Annotated in this window: 17 protein-coding genes; 9 read left to right on the top strand and 8 right to left on the bottom strand. The window is 30.9% G+C overall.

Going from position 1 to position 19,586, the window contains the following annotated elements:
- Positions 1-34: 34 nt before the first annotated feature.
- The 8 genes from NSS71_RS08680 to NSS71_RS08645 all read right to left on the bottom strand — a co-directional run bounded on the left by NSS71_RS08680 (position 35) and on the right by NSS71_RS08645 (position 8,064).
- Complete coding sequence (locus NSS71_RS08680; protein ID WP_341151564.1) at positions 35-1,255, bottom strand: hypothetical protein; 1,221 nt, start codon at positions 1,253-1,255, stop codon at positions 35-37.
- Between the two features lie 3 nt (positions 1,256-1,258).
- A complete protein-coding gene (locus tag NSS71_RS08675; RefSeq protein WP_341151563.1) occupies positions 1,259-1,468 on the bottom strand; it encodes a YonK family protein in 210 nt (69 codons plus the stop codon).
- A gap of 155 nt (positions 1,469-1,623) precedes the next feature.
- Entirely contained in the window at positions 1,624-2,340 is a 717-nt protein-coding gene (locus NSS71_RS08670; protein ID WP_341151562.1) for a PhoH family protein, read from the bottom strand.
- A gap of 201 nt (positions 2,341-2,541) precedes the next feature.
- Complete coding sequence (locus NSS71_RS08665; protein WP_341151561.1) at positions 2,542-3,279, bottom strand: hypothetical protein; 738 nt, start codon at positions 3,277-3,279, stop codon at positions 2,542-2,544.
- Positions 3,276-6,044, bottom strand: coding sequence for a hypothetical protein (locus NSS71_RS08660; protein ID WP_341151560.1), 2,769 nt, complete (start codon positions 6,042-6,044; stop codon positions 3,276-3,278). The genes NSS71_RS08665 and NSS71_RS08660 overlap by 4 nt, the downstream gene beginning before the upstream one ends.
- Positions 6,041-7,345: a competence protein CoiA family protein gene (locus NSS71_RS08655; RefSeq protein ID WP_341151559.1), complete on the bottom strand. Its 1,305-nt coding sequence runs from the start codon at positions 7,343-7,345 to the stop codon at positions 6,041-6,043. The genes NSS71_RS08660 and NSS71_RS08655 overlap by 4 nt, the downstream gene beginning before the upstream one ends.
- A gap of 162 nt (positions 7,346-7,507) precedes the next feature.
- Entirely contained in the window at positions 7,508-7,708 is a 201-nt protein-coding gene (locus NSS71_RS08650; protein WP_341151558.1) for a hypothetical protein, read from the bottom strand.
- 134 nt (positions 7,709-7,842) lie between these two features.
- Positions 7,843-8,064, bottom strand: a complete 222-nt coding sequence (locus NSS71_RS08645) for a helix-turn-helix transcriptional regulator (protein ID WP_235850195.1) — start codon at positions 8,062-8,064, stop codon at positions 7,843-7,845.
- 206 nt (positions 8,065-8,270) lie between these two features.
- Between NSS71_RS08645 and NSS71_RS08640 the strand changes: the two genes are divergently transcribed.
- From NSS71_RS08640 to NSS71_RS08600, 9 genes are all read left to right on the top strand, one after another.
- A complete protein-coding gene (locus tag NSS71_RS08640; RefSeq protein WP_303984638.1) occupies positions 8,271-8,594 on the top strand; it encodes a hypothetical protein in 324 nt (107 codons plus the stop codon).
- Between the two features lie 3 nt (positions 8,595-8,597).
- A complete protein-coding gene (locus tag NSS71_RS08635; protein WP_341151557.1) occupies positions 8,598-9,719 on the top strand; it encodes a cell division protein FtsZ in 1,122 nt (373 codons plus the stop codon).
- A gap of 55 nt (positions 9,720-9,774) precedes the next feature.
- Positions 9,775-9,963 (top strand): hypothetical protein, encoded by a 189-nt coding sequence (locus tag NSS71_RS08630; RefSeq protein ID WP_303984636.1) that lies wholly within the window; start codon positions 9,775-9,777, stop codon positions 9,961-9,963.
- A gap of 352 nt (positions 9,964-10,315) precedes the next feature.
- Positions 10,316-10,780: a hypothetical protein gene (locus NSS71_RS08625; protein WP_341151556.1), complete on the top strand. Its 465-nt coding sequence runs from the start codon at positions 10,316-10,318 to the stop codon at positions 10,778-10,780.
- Positions 10,780-10,929, top strand: a complete 150-nt coding sequence (locus NSS71_RS08620; RefSeq protein ID WP_341151555.1) for a hypothetical protein — start codon at positions 10,780-10,782, stop codon at positions 10,927-10,929. The genes NSS71_RS08625 and NSS71_RS08620 overlap by 1 nt, the downstream gene beginning before the upstream one ends.
- Positions 10,926-13,307 (top strand): hypothetical protein, encoded by a 2,382-nt coding sequence (locus tag NSS71_RS08615; RefSeq protein WP_341151554.1) that lies wholly within the window; start codon positions 10,926-10,928, stop codon positions 13,305-13,307. Before NSS71_RS08620 ends, NSS71_RS08615 begins: the two co-directional genes overlap by 4 nt.
- A 60-nt stretch (positions 13,308-13,367) precedes the next feature.
- Positions 13,368-14,255, top strand: coding sequence for an AbaSI family restriction endonuclease (locus NSS71_RS08610; RefSeq protein WP_341151553.1), 888 nt, complete (start codon positions 13,368-13,370; stop codon positions 14,253-14,255).
- 231 nt (positions 14,256-14,486) lie between these two features.
- A complete protein-coding gene (locus tag NSS71_RS08605; RefSeq protein ID WP_341151552.1) occupies positions 14,487-16,280 on the top strand; it encodes an ATP-dependent helicase in 1,794 nt (597 codons plus the stop codon).
- A 1,448-nt stretch (positions 16,281-17,728) separates the two neighbouring features.
- Positions 17,729-19,519: a hypothetical protein gene (locus tag NSS71_RS08600; RefSeq protein ID WP_341151551.1), complete on the top strand. Its 1,791-nt coding sequence runs from the start codon at positions 17,729-17,731 to the stop codon at positions 19,517-19,519.
- Positions 19,520-19,586 lie beyond the last annotated feature (67 nt).

The raw sequence follows: 19,586 nt of genomic DNA, 5'->3' as shown, positions 1-19,586 counted from the left end.
ATTTACGAACCATCATACCTAATGTAATTTATTTTTAATTTAGAATGATGCTGTAAGAGATGGAACGACCTTTGCCACTTTCATATATTGATAAATTAGCTCCAGCTTTAGCGCCTGTCATTAGAGAATCACTATATTCATCAGAACCCATAATGGAATCTAACTGAACAACTTCAACATTATTAGTATTTGTTTCTGCAACCGTCAAAGAGCTTCCATGATGAAAATGTGATACATATAGATAATCAAAGAATTTACGTTTCATCATTGATAAGTCTTTAATTGCATTCTTTTTACCTTTTAATTGATGACCATGACAAGCAATAATGTTAAATCCTAATAGTTCAAAATCTACGAATCCTTCATCATATAATGGAACTTCGATTCTTTCGTTATCCTTCAGCATATCATGAATATAAGTAGCAATAATGCGCTCTACATCTTCTTTTGGCATTTCTCCACGGCTAGTATTATGTACACGTAATTCTGTATGATTCGCACTAGGGATATGTATATATTTAATCTTCACATATTTAGATAGCTCTTTAAGCCATTCAACTTTGTATCTTGAGTATTTAATTACTTGATCGACAAATCCATATTGAAGAGCAGTTAACTGAGATACTCTTAGCGCCATACCTTCAACAGAGTCAGCACCATTAAGAACGACTAATTCATCTAACCCTTCTCTGCGAATTATATCAACTGTTTCTGAAAGTAATTTATTCATTCTATCTAAATAGATTTGTTCGTTATATGCATTATTATTACTAATAAACTCTTTACCAAAATGCTCGTCACCAAAACCTAAGATAGCGGCTTTATTTTCTCTATTAACTTCTAATAGTTCAAATTGTGGGGGAGGGAGAGTACCTATATTTTCAATAGTTTGGCTAACATACTCAAAAAGCAAGTCTTTTCTAGATTTTACTCTAGCAATTTTGTTATATTCCCCACGAACAACTTGTAGTTTTTTACGTTCTTCTAGTAACTCGATTTTCTTTAACTCTAATTCATTAAGAATCTCATCATCTTGAATATTATTAATCTTACATTCCTCAATATATTTTTTGTACTCGTATAATCCATAAGCTGTTTTACGCAAATGATCGTGATGACAGTCCAATTGAAGAATGTCTCTTATTTCAGCCCAATCTATATCAATTTCTCTTTCGAGTTTCATTGAAATTAGGCGAAGTTTCCATTCAAAATCACTTTCACCGTCTTGACGTTGTAAAATAGGGGAGTCTATCATCTATTAGACCTCCTCAACAACAGGAGCTTCATCTTCATATGAAACTGCAATAGAAACTTTTCTACCATCAAATTGCTTCAACATTTCCTTTAAATCATAAGTGAATTCTCCACCATCTTTTTCATCAATATCAACCACAGTAAGATCTTTAATATTTAGAATACCAACTCTATTACTTGTCTTAGTGTCTAGATTTTTCTTTTTTGCAGCCATTGTAAATCTTCCTCCTTTTATATCCTTTTAATTCTTAAAACAAAAATATTCCCCTAATCGAGTGAAAAGGGGAGAAGTGTATATAGTGCAATTTATTTACTTTTAATGTGAGAGTAGAGCGTCTAAGCGTGTAGTTTTTGCCACACAGTCACTTTCTATTTTACTTCTTGTAATTTATTTACTGTATCTAGCACTTGGTCAGCCAATAGACTGAAAGCCCCACGATAATTAGTTTCTAATTTATGATACGTGACATTAAATCCTTTAAAATGTTTCATATAAACTTCAAATGGCGTTAAACCACCGTATCTTTTAAGTTTTGTGTTATCAACCTGAAGTGTGGATCCAATCACTACTACCTTACAGGTAGAATCTACTCTTGTTAAAAGGGTTTGTAGTTCATGTAAATCAAAATTTTGACTCTCGTCAATTACTACATATGCGTTCTTAAATGTTACACCTCTGCTGTAAGAACTAGACATGGCATAAACTTTCGGAATTCCTTCTTCGTCATTAGACCACTTTTCAAAAAGGGACGGGTGGACATAATCCATCGCATCAATTAATGGTTGCATATAAGGCGATTCTTTAGCTTCTGTTGTTCCAGGTAAGAATCCTTGATCACGAACTGCAACAGTATTTCTTATGTAAATTAACTTATCATATGTTCCTATTTCAACTTCATAAATACCAGCTAAGACAGCTAATGTTGTTTTTCCTGTGCCTGCCGGACTATTACAAAAACATCCATGAACAATATCAACGGGACTCCACAAACTTTGCATATAAGCGTACTGATGTTTATCTGATAGAACATTAAAACCTTTTTCAGCTAACCATTTCCAACGAATGTCACCATATTTGTTTCCCATTGATAAAAACCCCTTATTTAGTATTTTAATTTCTAAGGCAGGATAGGAGGGAAGTGAGGGGATGTCATTTACCTATCCTTAATGTAATTTATTTATATTTAAAAATATAAAATGATAGTTTTATTGTACTTCTTTCTTTCATATACAAAAATAGACTACTAGTCTTGAAAACTTATGTGTACCAATAGTTTCAGCGTTTTTCTAAATGCTAACATTTTTTCTTCGTTTATTTCTCATTATTTTTTTCTGGTATTCATTACGATGGATTTTCCAGCAATCTGTACAATGAGACTTTCGGTTGCTTGTCAATTTAATTATTTTTCTACATTCCTCACAATTCCCATATTTACCTTCGCCTATATATTTTAAATACTCAAATATGTAATCATCAAAATTTGTAATAGTAATAATTGTATCCCCATCTTTTTCAGCAAACTTAACCCAACGTTTACTACCCATATTAATATCAATCAACTCTTTAGAAGTAAGAGACTGTAATAATTCCAACTTAGTTTTAGAGTTAATATTCAATTTACAAAGACGATATAAGTCTTCAATACTAATTTCAAACTTTCTATAACCATAAAACTTATACAATACAAGCATTACAAAAGCTAATTTCTGCTCATTTAATTTTTCAAGCTTTTGTATAATATCTAATTCATTTTTAGTAATTTCAACTTTAATTCCGGTTGTAAATTTACTCTTTTTAGCAATGTCGACTGTTTTATTAATAATCTTATACCATTCTTCAATAGAGAAGAAGTCAACATACTTTTCGCAAAACTCAACCACTTTACTCTTAACCTCGTCATGTTGTAATCCTTCAGCATAATAATACTTTGATAAGATTAATAATTCGTATACATTCTTATGGTTAGTCATGAAACCTTTCTTTAACATGTTTTCTGCATATTTTTTTTCATCAAATATAATCAAACTACCACCCTTTGCAATGAATATTTTTTACCTAAATAATCCGTTCCATTAGAATCACTCATTGGAATCTCAATTAACTTATCACTTTTCGATTCTAGTGTTTCTAAAATTCCATTTATTCCTATGCTCCAAGCAAACTCTTTTGGTTCAGAAGGGTAGAGGTAGTAAACAATATAAACTAGATAGTTAGCTAGCTCTCTTTGATTAGGGCATATTAATTCTGCTTCATGTCTAATCCCTTCATAAAATTCATTTACTTGTTTATCATGTTCGTTATCTTGATCAATCTCAAAATCTATATATTTAAGAATATTGTTTTTATGCTTAAAGTGTCTTTTCTTCTTAAATTTCTTATATAACTCAATCAACTGATTCAGTTTCTTTATGTCCAAAGGAATACTTTTGTCATAGAGAATCTCAAACATTTCATTTGCATTCTCAGTATTCTTAGGACGTTTATATTTAAAATCAATCTTCTCAACCATCGAACAAAGAACATTCATAACTGCGTTGTTTTTTATTACAGGCATTCGTCTATAATAATCAGATACATAATACATTTCTTGAGAAGATTTATCTTGTTTCTTCAAGAGTTGATCAAGACTACATCCGAATTTCTCTTTACATGTGCGTTCACATTTCTTTTTATACTCATTATATTCGTTTCGTAATTTATCATAGACATAAATCATGAAATAAGGTTTCCGATTGGCAACCAATGAATTATGCTTATATTTATCTTGTTTAGTTTGCTCGTCATCATCTTCATATAAGTATTCACGTTTCTTCCAATCAGAAGGGAATGGTTTCATCTTAATCCCCTTAGCTTGATCGATAGAATCTCCAATATATCTCCTTAGTAATTTAATTCTATCTAGAAGTATCTGATACTCTTCGGAATCTTCCTTAAAGTTTGCCAACATAGAAATAAATGTAGTTGAATAATTAGTTATACTACCTACTTTAGAATCGAAACTTCTCAAGTCTGTTTTTACTAAATTAGCTGCATTTAACTTTTGAGGTGGGGCAGATGCCTTATCATACGTAATAACGTTTTTATCTGGGTAAATATTATTCATAATGATTTCGTTATCAGTTGTAAAAACAATATCATAGTCCCAGTCAGAATCGCTGTGACGTATAGTATCAGTTCCCCAACAATTATAAACAATCCCTGATTTTATGTATTTATACCATTCTCTAGTATCCTCATTTTTCTTGAAATTAAGTATATTATGCTCATGAAAATCAACCATAGGACTTCTACATGCATCCACTTTCGATACGTTTCTTTCATTCCAAAAATGGGAATAGTGTTCAAATTCACCAAGTAGACCTGTGACATCTTTCCGGTTGAAAGCCCATTGTGCTTGACCGTATGGATCGGAAACCATGCATTGATAATTTGCTCTGCACCATAGTCTGCCAATCTTAGCCTCTTGGATTTTAGTAGCTATTCCATCATATAATTTTTTCTTTATGTAAGGGTCGTTTAACAACTTGTCATTATATAAAACAGCTTTCACAAAATTACTATTTGTTCTATCAAATATATGCGAAAGAGTGTCGCCTTCAGTGGAATTACCTAATAGGAAGAGAAGAGAGTGTAATTTGTCACCTTCACAAATATTCTTAATCCAATTGACTGTTGGTTCAATTAACTTTTCAATTTTTTCGTTAGATAGATTAAGAGTTTGTATGTACTGATAATTACTTAGACTCATTTCATTATCGTTTTTAGGATTTACTTTTGTAACTCCCCATGAATGTTTATGTAATTCATGCAATTGAGTGTATTGATCCCAAGACGAATAATATTTATACATCTTGAATTGGGATGTACTAAGTAATATATCGATCTCGGATATATCCCATTCTTTACCGTAGTAATCTAATATCTTATTAGTTTTAGCAATTTCAGAAGCATACTTATGAAAATCAAAAGTACAGAGCATTCCTTTAATAAAAGCAGTTCTTATGCCAAACTGAGAAGGAAGGTAGTCTAACTCTAAATCTTTTTGCCATTTAGCAGCGAAAGAAGGGGAGATAAGACCTTGACCATCCCAAAGGTTAGGAACGAACTCGAAATCATCTCGCTCCCTAATTTTACGAATTTCTTTCCCGTTATCATCTGTAATATCTTCAATCCAATCGACAGTTTTAATTAATTTATATTCTTCGCAATCTGGTATTAAACAAACTCGAGGAGTGCGAACAGGGTAGGTAGCAGACATATGTAGACCGAAATAAGCATTATACTTCGCAACGTTTATTTTATCTATTTTCAATCCACAATTTAATTTTCTTTCTAATTCTTCTTTAATTTCCACATTGACGAAAGAAGCAGTATTTCTACGAGATTGTCCAGCGCCAGAACTTAGACGCAAATATGTAATACCATTGACTTGCATTCCATTTTTACAAATATGTTTATAAGTACGTTTATCGTCTACTTTGACATTTACTATATCAGGGACAAAAAGAATACTGTCTATTTCTTGTTGAAGAGTATGTATTTCATTAGCATTGATTTCTTTATCTTGTTTTAATTTATTCCTTTTATTTGTCAACTCATTCAATCTTTTAGAGTCTAATTTCTGATTCCTTATATGCCTAATAGAGCGAAATACTTGATTGTCACCTATTTGTACTAACTCTCCGTTTAATCTAGCTTGATGAACTGTTAGTTTATCAATTTTACAATCAGACTCATTAAGACGGGAAGTAGTAATTTTAAATACGTGATATTGTTGTAGTTTTATCAATTATTTTCCTCGCTTTCTTTAAGTTGTCTTCGTTTTTTTCTACACTCCTTACATCTTTTGGGTATTATTAAATCACGTTTGATATAGTACTTCAATTCAGCAAATTTAATAAAAAATCCCTTATGACAATCTATGCATTCTTTCTTAACTTTCTTATTTTTGATGTTTAGTGAGTTATATATGACGTTATCTAATTGTTCAACAGTGCTAAATTCGTTTATTCTGTTTGTTAACCATATTGCTTTAATCAATCTTAAATCGTATTCCACAGCAATATAATATTCATAGTGAGAAAATACGTCATAGCTTTTGTAAGGGTGTCTTCGTGATCCATTATAATATGTTTTACTTTTCTTACGCTCTTTATGTTTAAGAGTAATATAGATATCATTATCAAAATTTTTATATTTGTCATTTAATCTTTTTACAAATTGCGCAATCTTATTATTTTCAGAAACCAAAGTATTAAATTTGACTATATCATCAAGAGACTTAATTCTTTTATATTCGCTATATAAATTTCCACATATCGCCTTTTTTAATAGCGACATAATAACATCTTTGTCATCAGTGCTAAATGTATCTATTATCATCGCCATTTCAATAGCATCCTTATTTCCTTCTTTATACCTAATAACATCGTCCCAAAACCAATCTAACTGTTTTATTCTCGATTTTATTTTTTCATCATTTTCATATTTATATAAATATTCTTTATGTTTGCCGATTGTATTATAATAAGAATCGTTTCTCTTTGTGTTAAAACACTTTCCTTCATAAAATAGCGCCTTAAATTTAGGAACTTTCTCTTTTAACATTAATTGCTTTATATCAATTTCTACAACGATATCTCTCAATTCTAGCCAAATGTCTATGTAGTCTTTAACATCCTTGTCATTACTGTATTTCATTTCAAAGAAAATTCGATTTCCGCATTCAGTTAATACTGTGACATCTGGATTATACGTTCTCTCACTCGTTTCATATTCTTGCTCGACTAAAACTTTACTTACTACATAATCTCTCTCCTTATCAGAAACTACGGTAAACTTATCACCTTTTTCTAAGAACCTGTTCTTATACCACCAGTGGATCATTGTTTCGTTATTACACTTGTCTTTATCCAAATGTGCAAAATGCTGAGACATATGTTTTGATTTAATTGCTCTAGGTATTACATCTGATCCGCAAACAGGACATAGGAAGTGGTTTCGCTTATTACTTTCATTAATTTCATTTATAGTAATTATTTCACCATCTTCATTCTTAGCGAACCAGATGGTCACATTCTCATAACTCAAATAAATTATCTCTCCTTTTGTAATTTATTTATATTCAATATCAATTTTATGATCAATAATCCTATGAATTATCACAAAAACTTTGACTGTAATATGGAAGTAGTATACTTACAAGGTATTTCACTTCGCTTGATAAAATTACCTATATTAATTTATTTATATTTAAAATCCATAATATGTATTCATTTCTCTAATAATCTCATTAATTAGCTTTCTATGTTTCTTTGTATCTATGTATTCGCCTTGCCACTTAAACACCTGATAAAAGAGTTCCATTTCGTAAGAAGCAGATCCTTCTAGCATCATTTCCTCAACATAACTTATCACCTCACTTAAAGTATGTCGTTTCATCTTGCTGACCATTCATTTCACCTCCTGTTTTTATGTAATTTAATTATATTTTAAAGATAAAAAATATCCCTTGTCTTTATTTTACATTACAAATTGAGTATTTGTCAATTTAATTATATTTAAAACAATATGAGGGAAGAAACAAATTATTCTTCATCGTCTATGTATACAAATAAATCATCAACCTTACAATTCAATATGTAGGCAATTTTGAATGCTGTTTCAATCGGTGGATTGTTATGACCATTTTTCCAATTAGTTATTGTCTGTTTGCTGACAGCTAATCTTTGAGCAAGTTCGGTATTACTCATATTAGCTTCTGCTAGTTTTATCTTTAGTTTTGATTCCAACATTATAAGTTCCCCCATTGTTTCTACCCTCCTTTAAAATATACTTGTCTAAAATGATTATAGCAAGTCTATTAAGAAAAGTACAATTATTTTTATAAAAGTACAGCAAAATTTATATTTTTCTCTTGCGTACTGCTTGTTTTTAAGTTTATACTCTAAATCAGATAGACGAATATCATAGAAAATATTCAACTATTTCTAGCGATAGTCAAAAATATTTAAAGATGAAGGAGGTAGTCGTCATAATTACCGATACTTATTTTTACGAAATAGTAGACAGTCTAACAGTTAAGGATTTCTTTTTGCTCAGTTATTTAACAGAGAACAATGCAACTGAGAAATTTAAATCAATCAAAAGAAGAAAAGTTGCAGAAGACATGTTAAACAGTGATGCAAGGATCACAGAAGCGACACTAAGAAAATGCCTTTATCGTTTAGAACCAATGAAATTTATTGAAATAGTAAGAGAAGAAAAGGAATTTAAGATGTTCGTTACACCAAGAGGAATAGAAGCGTTACAAATCAAATTGGAAAATGAGGGGGAATAATATATGTATTTTGGATTCATAGGTCTTGGGCAAGCGGGAGGAAACATTGCTGATTTAGCAGCTAAGCATTTTTACACTAGTGTAGCGATAAATTACTCAGAAACTGATTTAAAATCAATTACTAATATACCTGAAGATATGATTCACTCTTTATTAGGTAGCGAAGGAGTAGGTAAAGATAGAGAATTAGCAAAACAATTAATGAGAGATAACTGGGAGTCAACTGTAAACTTTGTTAAAAAGCATTTATCCAAACCATCAATTGAAGTTATTTTAGTCCCATTCGGTACAGGTGGGGGAAGTGGTTCAGGGATGAGCTCGTTATTATTAGAAATACTATCTAACGAGATGCCTGATAAGACATTTGTAGCTTGTCCGATTTTACCTGCCAACAATGAAACACTCAATAATAAACTAAATTCGTTAGAGGCTCTTAGTGAGTTATCCGATTTAGACTTTTGCGTTATTCCAATTGACAACAATACAGTCCTAACCAATAGTAACACTTTTATCTCTAAAAATATCATTTATAAGAAAACTAACGAGGAATTCATTTCAATGATTAATAAGCTGCTAGAATACACAAATAAAAGCAGTGAAAATGGAGTGATTGATAGAAAAGATTTGCGACAAATATTCTCGGTGAAAGGAGTGTCAGTCATAGGTGTAGCAAAAGTTATGGATGTTTCAGGGACAGCATTAACAACTAATCATTTTGCTAAGAAAATACAAGAATCATGGATTAACAGTATATTTGCTCCTATTGAATACGATCAAGTAATTAGAGCGGGAGTTATTTTCAATGGAGATGACTACTTAATGGAACTTATGGATTATGATGAAATATTTAATGTTTTTAAAAATAAGCGTCCGTATGATCTTTTTGAAGGAAACTATAAAGAGAAAAGAGGAGAAGTAATTTCTATCCTTAGTGGTCTACCTTGGGTTAACTCAAGAATGCAAGAATTAGATACATTAGCAGATGAAGAAGAGAATACTCTTAATGAAATCAAAGTTGTTGAGTATAAGCCAAAAGCTAGAAAGAAAAGCGTAATTCCAGCAAGAAGTAGTAGCGTTAAGGCAAAAAGTAATCCTACTGATGTTTTTAATAAATATCTTCGTTGATATCTATTTATTTCTAGCAATATTTGAAAATATTCGCCACAGCAGGAGTGATAATATGAAAATTTATCAGCATAAATGTAAATCGTGTAATCGAGAATATAAAGGTGTTAACAAATTTCCAAGTATCTGCACAGAATGTAAAAGAATAATTATCGAGTGGTATTCTACTATTGATTTACTAATAAAAGAAGGAATGACACCTGAGACTGTTTTAGAAAAATTAAAACTATCCCCTCCTAAATAAGAGGGAGGGGTAATTATTACTCAATTTATAAAAACAGTCATATTTTCCAACATGCAAATCATATAATTTTCCCGAAGGATAAAACCTTTTGACGTAGGGAAAATTTTAGATAGCTTGTTTAGAACGGTAATAATCCAATTGTAATCAACGTTAAACCAACCCCAATTAAAGTCGCAGTTATCATCTTAGATTCCACCTTTCCATTTTGTCTTGTTTTAATATCTCCTAAATACAATTAAATTATTCTTTGAAGCGGGTGAAATGATGATTCCTTTTTTCGGTATGCTTTTTACAACTATTGTTTACTGGGCTTTCGGTTTTAAACATGTAAAAAGAATGGAGGATAAGAAAAATGATCATAAGGATTAACGGTGAAGAAATCAACGAAAAAATACATCGTGAAATTATAGATATATCCGAGTATTTACCAAAGACTAAAAAAGAAGCAAAGAAGATGAAAAAGTTAGCAACGTGGTTATGGGGAATTTCGGGAGTGATGATGTCTCAAAGTAGAGTATTTGCTTCTACTACAGGTGGAATGAACATTTGGAATAGTATGCAACCCTTATGGGATGTTTTCAAGGATATTAGCATGGTTTGTGGGACGTTGGCACTCTTTATCGGAGTAATTACATTTTTGTTTAAACGTAACGCAGGTAAACAAGTCATATTGACTTCAGTCATTGTTATTGCAGGATGTTTCTTAATTCCTTCAGCAGTTATGTTATTTGCAATAATAGGTAATATGCTGAATGATGTTTTAACAGAAGCTTTCCAGAATATGAATTTCAAAGATAGTGTAAAGGTGGGAGGATAATGCTAAAGAAAATAGTCTTTACTATTATTGGATTTATATTTGGATATTTAATCGGTTTTCCTCATGGCATCTATTACACTGTTGAAGCAAACGATAATTACTTTTTACTTAAAGCGATCTCTGTTATTAAGGCTGTGATTGACTTATGAAAATTATTATGTTGGGGCATTTAAATGATCCATTAATAAAAAAGAAAGTAATTAAGAATGCATTTCCTATGAAAGTGCCTATTAAAGTAATTAGAACTGATGAAACCAAAGTAAAGTCCAAAATAACTTTGCCAAAGATTAATAAAACTGACCTAAAATTCAATCTAAAAATTAAGCGTACCCCACTTGTAACCTACAAAATGAAACCAACCCCATCAACAACAAATGAAAAAGTATTTCTATTGTTGGATTATTTGTCAGACACATTTCAAGAATTAGCTTATATGGGAAGTCAATTTAAGTTTAGTGAAGAAGGTATTACATTGCCGACTCAAAACAAATTATTTTTTGAAACTAAAATTACGAATAGTGAATACACAAATTATGTTACTTTTCCTAAATCTATAGAAGAAGAAACCTTACAAACAATGAATTTTACATGGCATAAAGCTTCAAAAATTAAGGTGGAAAATCCTATCCCAGAAAGATCAAATACCACGGTTGCATTTGATATAAGACTCAAGCATACATCTGCATTAGCTTTATCGATGGATAAAAGGTTGAAAGAAAAACCTATACGAGAATTGATAGAGCAATCTCAATCAATCAAAAAAGGCGAAGAGGTATTTATTCAATTTGGTATACAGCCAGCAGAATTTGATTGGTGGAAAGAAGCCAAGCGAAGAAAAGAAGGATTGTCAAAGAGAGTTGCAGTCACCGAATCAAGTAATACAAAATTAGGAGCCCCTGCTTTTGATTGCTGCCTACGAGTTATTGTAAAAGGAGAGAGTATAAGAAGATCTGAAATGATTTCAAGAGGGATAATACTAGCCCTAAAACAGTTAAATGGAGATAATGAGCTTATTGAATGTAAGATTAAGAACGGAAAATTAGCAAAATGGTACAAAAAATACCTTGTATCTAGAAAAATCGAAACGTATTTATTGAACTTTAACAAAAGAATGTTGTTAACCAGAAAAGAAATTAAAAACTTTATTAAATTACCTGAAAGAAATATACAAAAAGACTTTAACTTAGGTATTGATGAAAGACAAGAATTGTCTGTGAATAAAATGTTAACTAAAAAGGACGGTATTTTAATTGGTCATACGGAAGACAAAGGCAAACAAGTTGAGATAAGGTTACCAAGTGATAACTTAGATGCATTGTGTAATACAAATATTCTAACCGGCTCTCCCCGTATGGGAAAAGATACTGCTGCTATTAATATGATAGTTGAATTTGCTAACACAATAAATGCTGGAGCTATTGTACCTGATGTAATTGATGAAAAAGGAAATGGTCGTGGGATGTGTGATTCTTTATTAGAATCCTTACCTAGTGACAGGATAATCGACATTAATCTAGGTGACTATAATAACCCTGTGTATTTTGGATTAGAGGATGTAGCAAATTTAATTGGAATTAATGGGATGAATGTGATAGCGGACAATTTCACTAAAGTATTAGGATTAGAAGATACTACAACATCTCAAGAAATTTGTTCTTTAATAGCCAAGGTGTGCAAATGTAATCTTTACGATATGTATTGCTGTCTTAAGTCTAAACAATTTGCTAACAGCATGTATGAAATCGTAAAGGAGGAAGACGAATTATTAGCTCTAGAATATTATCATGATTTCTTAAATGCTAAAAATGATAAGGCAATTGCTACCGTCAAAACCAGACTTAAAATGATTCTTGGTAATCCTCATTTTAAACATATGATTGCACAAGAACCAAACAAGAATATGGATATTGAAAAATGGATTAGAGAAAGAAAGATAGTTCTTCTAAGAATGAAAAAAGTAGATATAGGAGACATATGTGTTCAAATACTAATGTACTTACTAACGATGAAAGTGTTTTGGATAAAGAAAATCATTCAAACTGATGATCCAACATTAATCGTATTTAATGAACCACATCAGTTTATGTCAGACGGGTTCCAAGAGTTAGCTGAGTCTATGATGGCGGAATGTCCAAAATATAGACTATGCATCAATTGGCTTTTTCATAATCCTAACCAGCTACCTGATAAGCTTTGGAATATTATGAGATCTAGCAGCTGTAATAATTTCATATTTAAAAACACTAATTGGAAAATATATAACGACTTAAAAGAGCAGCTCCTACCTATAGAAGTAGAAACAGCTATGAAAACCAATCGATATGAATCTATATTTATGCCTTTTATTAACGGAATGCAATTAGATCCATTTTTTGTGAAAATGCTACCTCCACCAATAAAAAGGGGAATAAGATACTCAAATTGTCATTTAACTGAAGAACATACAAAGATATATGGTACTCCTGTTGAGAAAGTTAGAAAACGTATTATGGAAATTGAATTAGCGATGTACAGTGAAAGTGCTTAACGTTTTTTGTCGCAAAAATAAGGTATAATTTTCATATAATATATTAAAAGGGGAAAGCAAATGAACAAAAATAAAAGAGACTATTTAATACGCACTTTTTCTCGAACCAAGCGAAAAGATTATGAGAACTATATTCTTAATCGAATTTGGACTAAGTTAGATAGACTTGATATAAAACCAGTAACTCAACAGTATGTTAAAAGAGCAGATGGTAAGTACGCATTAATCGATTTATTTTTTCCTCAAATAAACTTAGGGATAGAAGTGGATGAGGCATATCACTTAGGAAATGTTCTTAATGATGAAGTAAGAACTTATGAAATTGGCAAGTTATTTCAAGCTGTAAAAGAGAAAGAGATAATTATTGAAAGAATAGATGCAAGTCAGGAAATCGATGACATTCATAATAGAGTGGATAAACTTGTAAATTTAATAAATGATTTAGCCTCAAGAAATAATATTACAGCTTGGGAAGAAATTGAAGACTATACTAAATCAGCTAAAAGTAATGGAATTATCAGCATTAAGGATAATTTTACGTTCGATAGAACAGTGGATATAATAAATTGTCTTGGAAGAGAGTATAAAGGATTCCAACAAGGAGGCTTAAATTTAAACGATGAGTATTCGCTATGGTTTCCACATTTATCATATGATTTAGGGGACGGTACACTCTCTGACAGAAACGGATGGATGAATCTGATTAACTCTGACTGGACTGAAATTACTGAAAAACATGTGGATGAAAATAATGAATTAAATATGAAATTCTATGTAAGAAATAGAATTACATTCATGAAGCTAAAAGATCCAGTGTTCAAAACAAATAAGTATCAATTTGTCGGTATTTTTAAACCAGTGGTCAATGGGAACCATGCGATATTTAAGCGAATTTCTGATGAAGTGGATTTAAAACCGTATCTTATTAAACCAAAACGGCAGGTATAAGTCTTATCTGCTGTTTTCTCTTTGCTTAGAATCAATTCTAAACCAGCTAACAAGCTCCCTAGTAGGTTTAAATGTATATGTACTTGTATCTACCTTGGTATTATAGAAAACCAATTATGGAGCACATTGAAACGCTAAAGAGGTATGTTAATTTAATTATAATTAAGTATTGTATTTTAAATATAAATAAATTACAATTAAAAGCATAAGATATATAAAGGAGAGGATTATTTGACTGAACTAAATGAACAACAGAAAGCTGCAGTTGAAGTTACAGAAGGGGCTTTTGGTGTAATTGCAGGGGCAGGAAGTGGGAAAACACGTATTATATTAGAAAGGGTTAGGAATTTAGTTGTTAACCATGATGTACATGAAGAAAAGATACTAGCTATTAGCTTCACCAATAAAACTGCTACTGAATTAAAAAACAAATTGTCAAAAATGGGATTTAATGATATCCATGTAGGAACATTTCACGCTATATGTGGAAGAATTTTAGCTAAAACAGGGAGTTACATCAATAGTAGAAACTTAATTAAGGATTGGCAAATTGAAAATGAGTTTAAACGAATTGATCAAAAGGTGAATACTTCAGAAGTTTTATCATGGATTTCTTATCAAAAGAACTATATGAGAATGCCGAATGATGAATTTGTATATAAAGAGACAAACTATACAGAAGAAGTTTTAAGAATGTTTTACCATACATATGAAGAACTTAAGAAAAAGAAACGACTATGTGATTTCGATGATTTTTTATTAGAATGCTATAAAGTATTAAAGGAGAATCCAGATTTAACGGATTATACATATGTTCTAATTGACGAGCATCAGGATTCAAACCTTGTACAAAATGAGTTGCTAAAATTGTTAGCAAAGAAGGGGAACATATTTGCAGTGTATGATATTCGCCAGTCAATCTATAGCTTTAGAGCGGGAAATCTAGAGTATGCGATGCAATTTCAAAAGGATTGGAACGCTAAGATTCTTCACTTGGATATTAATTACCGTTCAGCTAGAAATATTGTAAACTCTGCCAATGAATTCATACGACCTTATTTTGAAAACTTTGATCATTACCAGGATTCTATTGCAAACTCAGAAGAAGATGGAGAAATTACATTACATACATATCAAACAAGAGAAGACGAAGCCATTAAAGTAGTTGACCATATTGAGAGATTAATAGAAGAAGGGGAAGAGTTAAAAGAAATATCTGTATTATATCGTATGAATGCACATGCTGCTCATATTGAAAATGAACTTAGAGCAAGGGAGATTGACTACGATATTACATCTACAGATTCATTTTTCCAAAGAAAAGAGATACTGGCTATTATGAGTTATTTAAGATTGGTACATAATTTGCAAGATGACGCAGCTTTTATAAATGTTTGGAATTTAAGGAACGATTCATTAAAATTCTTTAAGAATACAATATTGAAAGATGTGCAAGATCAATCCGCTAAGAACAGCTTATCTTTATATGAAAATTTCTTGGATTATAAGTTTGACGTTAAGTGGCATTATGAAAAGAAGAATCAATTTGAACAGAATATAAGTAGGTTGAGAATGCAGAAGGAACGTAACATAGGAATTAAAAGTTTGATTGATAATATAATTAAATTGTTTAAATTAAAGAACTACATATATGAAACTTATACTAATGAGGAAGAAATCCAGGAACGATTGAAAAATATGAACATATTAAAAGGGTTTGTTAAGACTGACAACTTGGAAGAGTTTATCAATTACGTTTATGGAACGAATTTGAGTAAGAAAGCTAAGAAGAATAGTGTTAAGTTGATGAGCGTTCATTCCTCAAAAGGTCTTGAGTGGAACAGTTGCTTTCTAGTTGGAGTAGAAGAGAAGAAGTTCCCCCATGAAAAGGCAAAGTTAGATGAAGAAAGTAGGCTCTGGTATGTTGCTGTGACGAGAAGTAAGAAAAATCTTTATGTGAGTCAAATTGGAGAAGGATCTGTATTCATTGATGAGTATTTTGGTGAGAGGTTAGTCAGGAGTTAAATATGATTAAATTACATAATTAAGTGAAGAATTTAATTTTAAGGTAAATAATTACATAGCAAATTCACTTTAGGTGGTTCAGATAATGAGCTGCCTATTTTTTATGGAGAAAATCGGAAATGGATAAGGTAGTAATTTGAAGTAAATTATAGATAAATGGAGTATAACGCTTGTTTTGAGATAGAAATATGGTGCGAGTAGAATATTTGGTCAAATTTAAGGTTATATGACAGGTGGAAAATAGAGTGATCGAATTAGTGTAAAATAAGCCCCCGATAGAGGTGTATCGTCGATAGGGTAAATATGAGATTGAAATAGGGGATGAAGTGTTGATACATAAGGGTTTATGAGGTGTTTACGATAGATAAATTAGTGATTATCGAGGTGGAGTATCGTTCAGCCCTTGGGAGAGTAAGGCTGAAGCCACTTTTTGGTGTAAAAATGGTAAAATTGAGAAAATGAGAGGTGAGAGAAAGTCAATGGTATCAAGGGTTCTATCGACATGTTCCGATAGACTTTCCGATAGAAATAAGCTGAAAATGAGGAAAATTGGGATGAAATGGAAAAATAACTATGGTGTGTGGATGGAAGTGTTAGGGGTAAATGTCTAGTCACATAATTGGTTAAAAATGTAAACTATGCCCCCTCTATATTACCATTTATTAGTAGAAAATAGCCTATTTTTACTCAAAAAACCCGATAGAATAACCATTCCATAGGGATATAGGAAATAAATGTAAGTTAAATTTAATTGATCCAGCAGCTAATACGCACGCATGAAAAGGTGAGTGAATGGTAAACTTTGTAAAATTTTAAATTTGAAAATGATAAAAGTTAAGCTGTTTAGTGTATTTTTACACCGTCGCACGATAACCGTTATGCGCAGATTAATGTCTTTGTTATACATATAATAGAACATATAATAGAACATATAATAATCCAACTAGTCATACTTGTCTAATAAAAAACTTTAAATATAATTAAATTACTACTATACAAACTCTTGTAAATGTGATATTATAGAGTAGTAGAGTTCTATTCTTTTTTAAGTGACTCTAATACAATTGATTTAACAAGAAAGGAGATGTCTAATGACTTAGCATATCAACAATTCAAATCCTCACATCTTATAACTTCTGTCCTTAGAGTAATCAATCTACCGTAAGCAAATACTTACATATCCATTATCATACATAGACGATTAATATATAAACGAATTACATAATGGAGGCAATACATATGAATAAGAATGATTTCTTTTTCTGTTATAGCTTAGAGTTATCTAACTTCCTTAGAGGTAAGAAGATAGAGTTTATCACAATAGCACAGAACCCACATACATCTAAACTCTTCACACTTTTCCCTAAGAGCGATAGGTTAAACACAGCTATACAGGAATACAAACAATTGAATAAAGAAAACTAATCACCGGTCAAGGAGTAATCAAAATGAGTATTCAATTAGATTTCAATGATCCGTATTCCAAGACGTATGGTAATCAATACATAGAGAAAATGAAGTACCTTGTCAAAGTAATTATGGAATATGAGACAGGAGAAGATGTATTTAATGTATTAAACTTTGAGACTGGATTAGGTAAATCTTATACAGTAAACAGATTGCTAAATGAGATACTTAATATTCAATCTCTACCAGGATTCAACAAGCCAAACGATAACTATTTAGTGGTTAAGAAATTCAACGAGGATTCTATTCAAAGTGTAGACTTTATCAATCTATTAGACATACACGATGATGCAATAGCGATCACACATGAAAACTGGAGTCAATGGAGAAAGAAGTTGCATAAGCTTAAAGATAAGAGAATGGTATTCATATCTCATCAACGTTACATAAAACTATGTGAAAATGAAAAAATTAAAAATGCGTTTGCAGAAGGTAGGAAGACTTTAATTATAGATGAAAAAGTTAACTTTCCTATATTCACATTCAACAAGAAAAAAGATGCTGTTATTTATGAAATATTGCCAACTGAGCTAAAACCAACTTATCTCAAAGTAGTCAAATCATTAGGAAACTTCATAGATAAACAAATTGCACTGAAACAGACTAATAAAGTATTTACTCATAAGTTTAAGTTACATCCTGCAACACTTAAAAACTTTCTCAGAGAAGCAAACTTAGCATTAGACAATTACACGATAAGTAACTCAGATCACAGGAAAGTATTAGCAGAGTTCATAAACGAAATACCTTTCTTCTTTGAGAACATATTACTTTATAACTCTGGTAACTTATCAACTAGAAATCCATCACATAAACATTGGGGATTGAAGAATAACATTATACTAGATGCTTCAGCTAAGATTGATGGAGTTTACACTTGTAATCCAAATAAATTTAAACTACTTGACCAAACTAGAATCATTGATCATACTGAATCAACATTCAACGTATACAATTATAACTCTTCTAAATCCAATGTTATCAATCATAAAGCTAACTATTTTAACGAATTAATTGATAAGATAATTAGCACTCAACAACCAGAAGATAAAATCCTATTGGTTAGTCATAAAGAATTGGCAGAAAACTTACATGAAAGAATAATAAGAAATCATCCTAATGTTACTGTATGGAAAGATAAAGACGATAAGGAAAACGATCCAGATTATGATAATCAATCCATTGCGATTAGCTGGTATGGAAACTTGATAGGTAAAAACTGGGCTTCAGATTTCAATAAAGTTTGGTTAATCAGCACACCTAATTTACCACTTGAACATTATCTAATACAATTTCTTCATTATTCCGATGACAAGATAGGTAATAAATCAACTCAAGTGTATAGAGGTAAATATAAAAATGCTATCTTTAAGAGTATACAGAATGGTTATATCGCAGCAGAAATGTATCAAACATTAAAAAGGATACAAAGGAATCCTAATCCTAAAGGTGAATTTAATTTAGTTGTACAAAATGAAGATATAATTAACGCTGTTTTTTCACAGATTAAAAATGTTAATTATTATGGTGAGATGAAAGAATTAGAATTTAGTAGACAGATAGAAGAAGAGAAACAACTCAATAAGAAACCTGATCAAGTAGATTTATTTATTCAAAATTTAAACGTTATAGATAAAGGGATATACAAAAAATCTGAAATATCTGAAAGGTTAAAGATTGCTAAATTGAACAGAGTCCTTTCGGACGCAAGAGTAAAAGTTTTACTTGGTTCACGTTTAGTTATCAATAATCGCACAATCGAAATACTGTAACAATTCACCCACTCATATAACTTGAAGAAAGAAAGTCTTCTTTCTCCTTCACTTTACCTAACAGTAA

The sequence above is a fragment of the Niallia sp. FSL W8-0951 genome (genome assembly GCF_038006525.1).
In the GTDB taxonomy this organism is placed as follows: Bacteria; Bacillota; Bacilli; order Bacillales; family Cytobacillaceae; genus Niallia; species Niallia circulans.
Note: the sequence above shows the minus strand (reverse complement) of the source record. Positions and strands in the feature narration are given on the sequence as shown.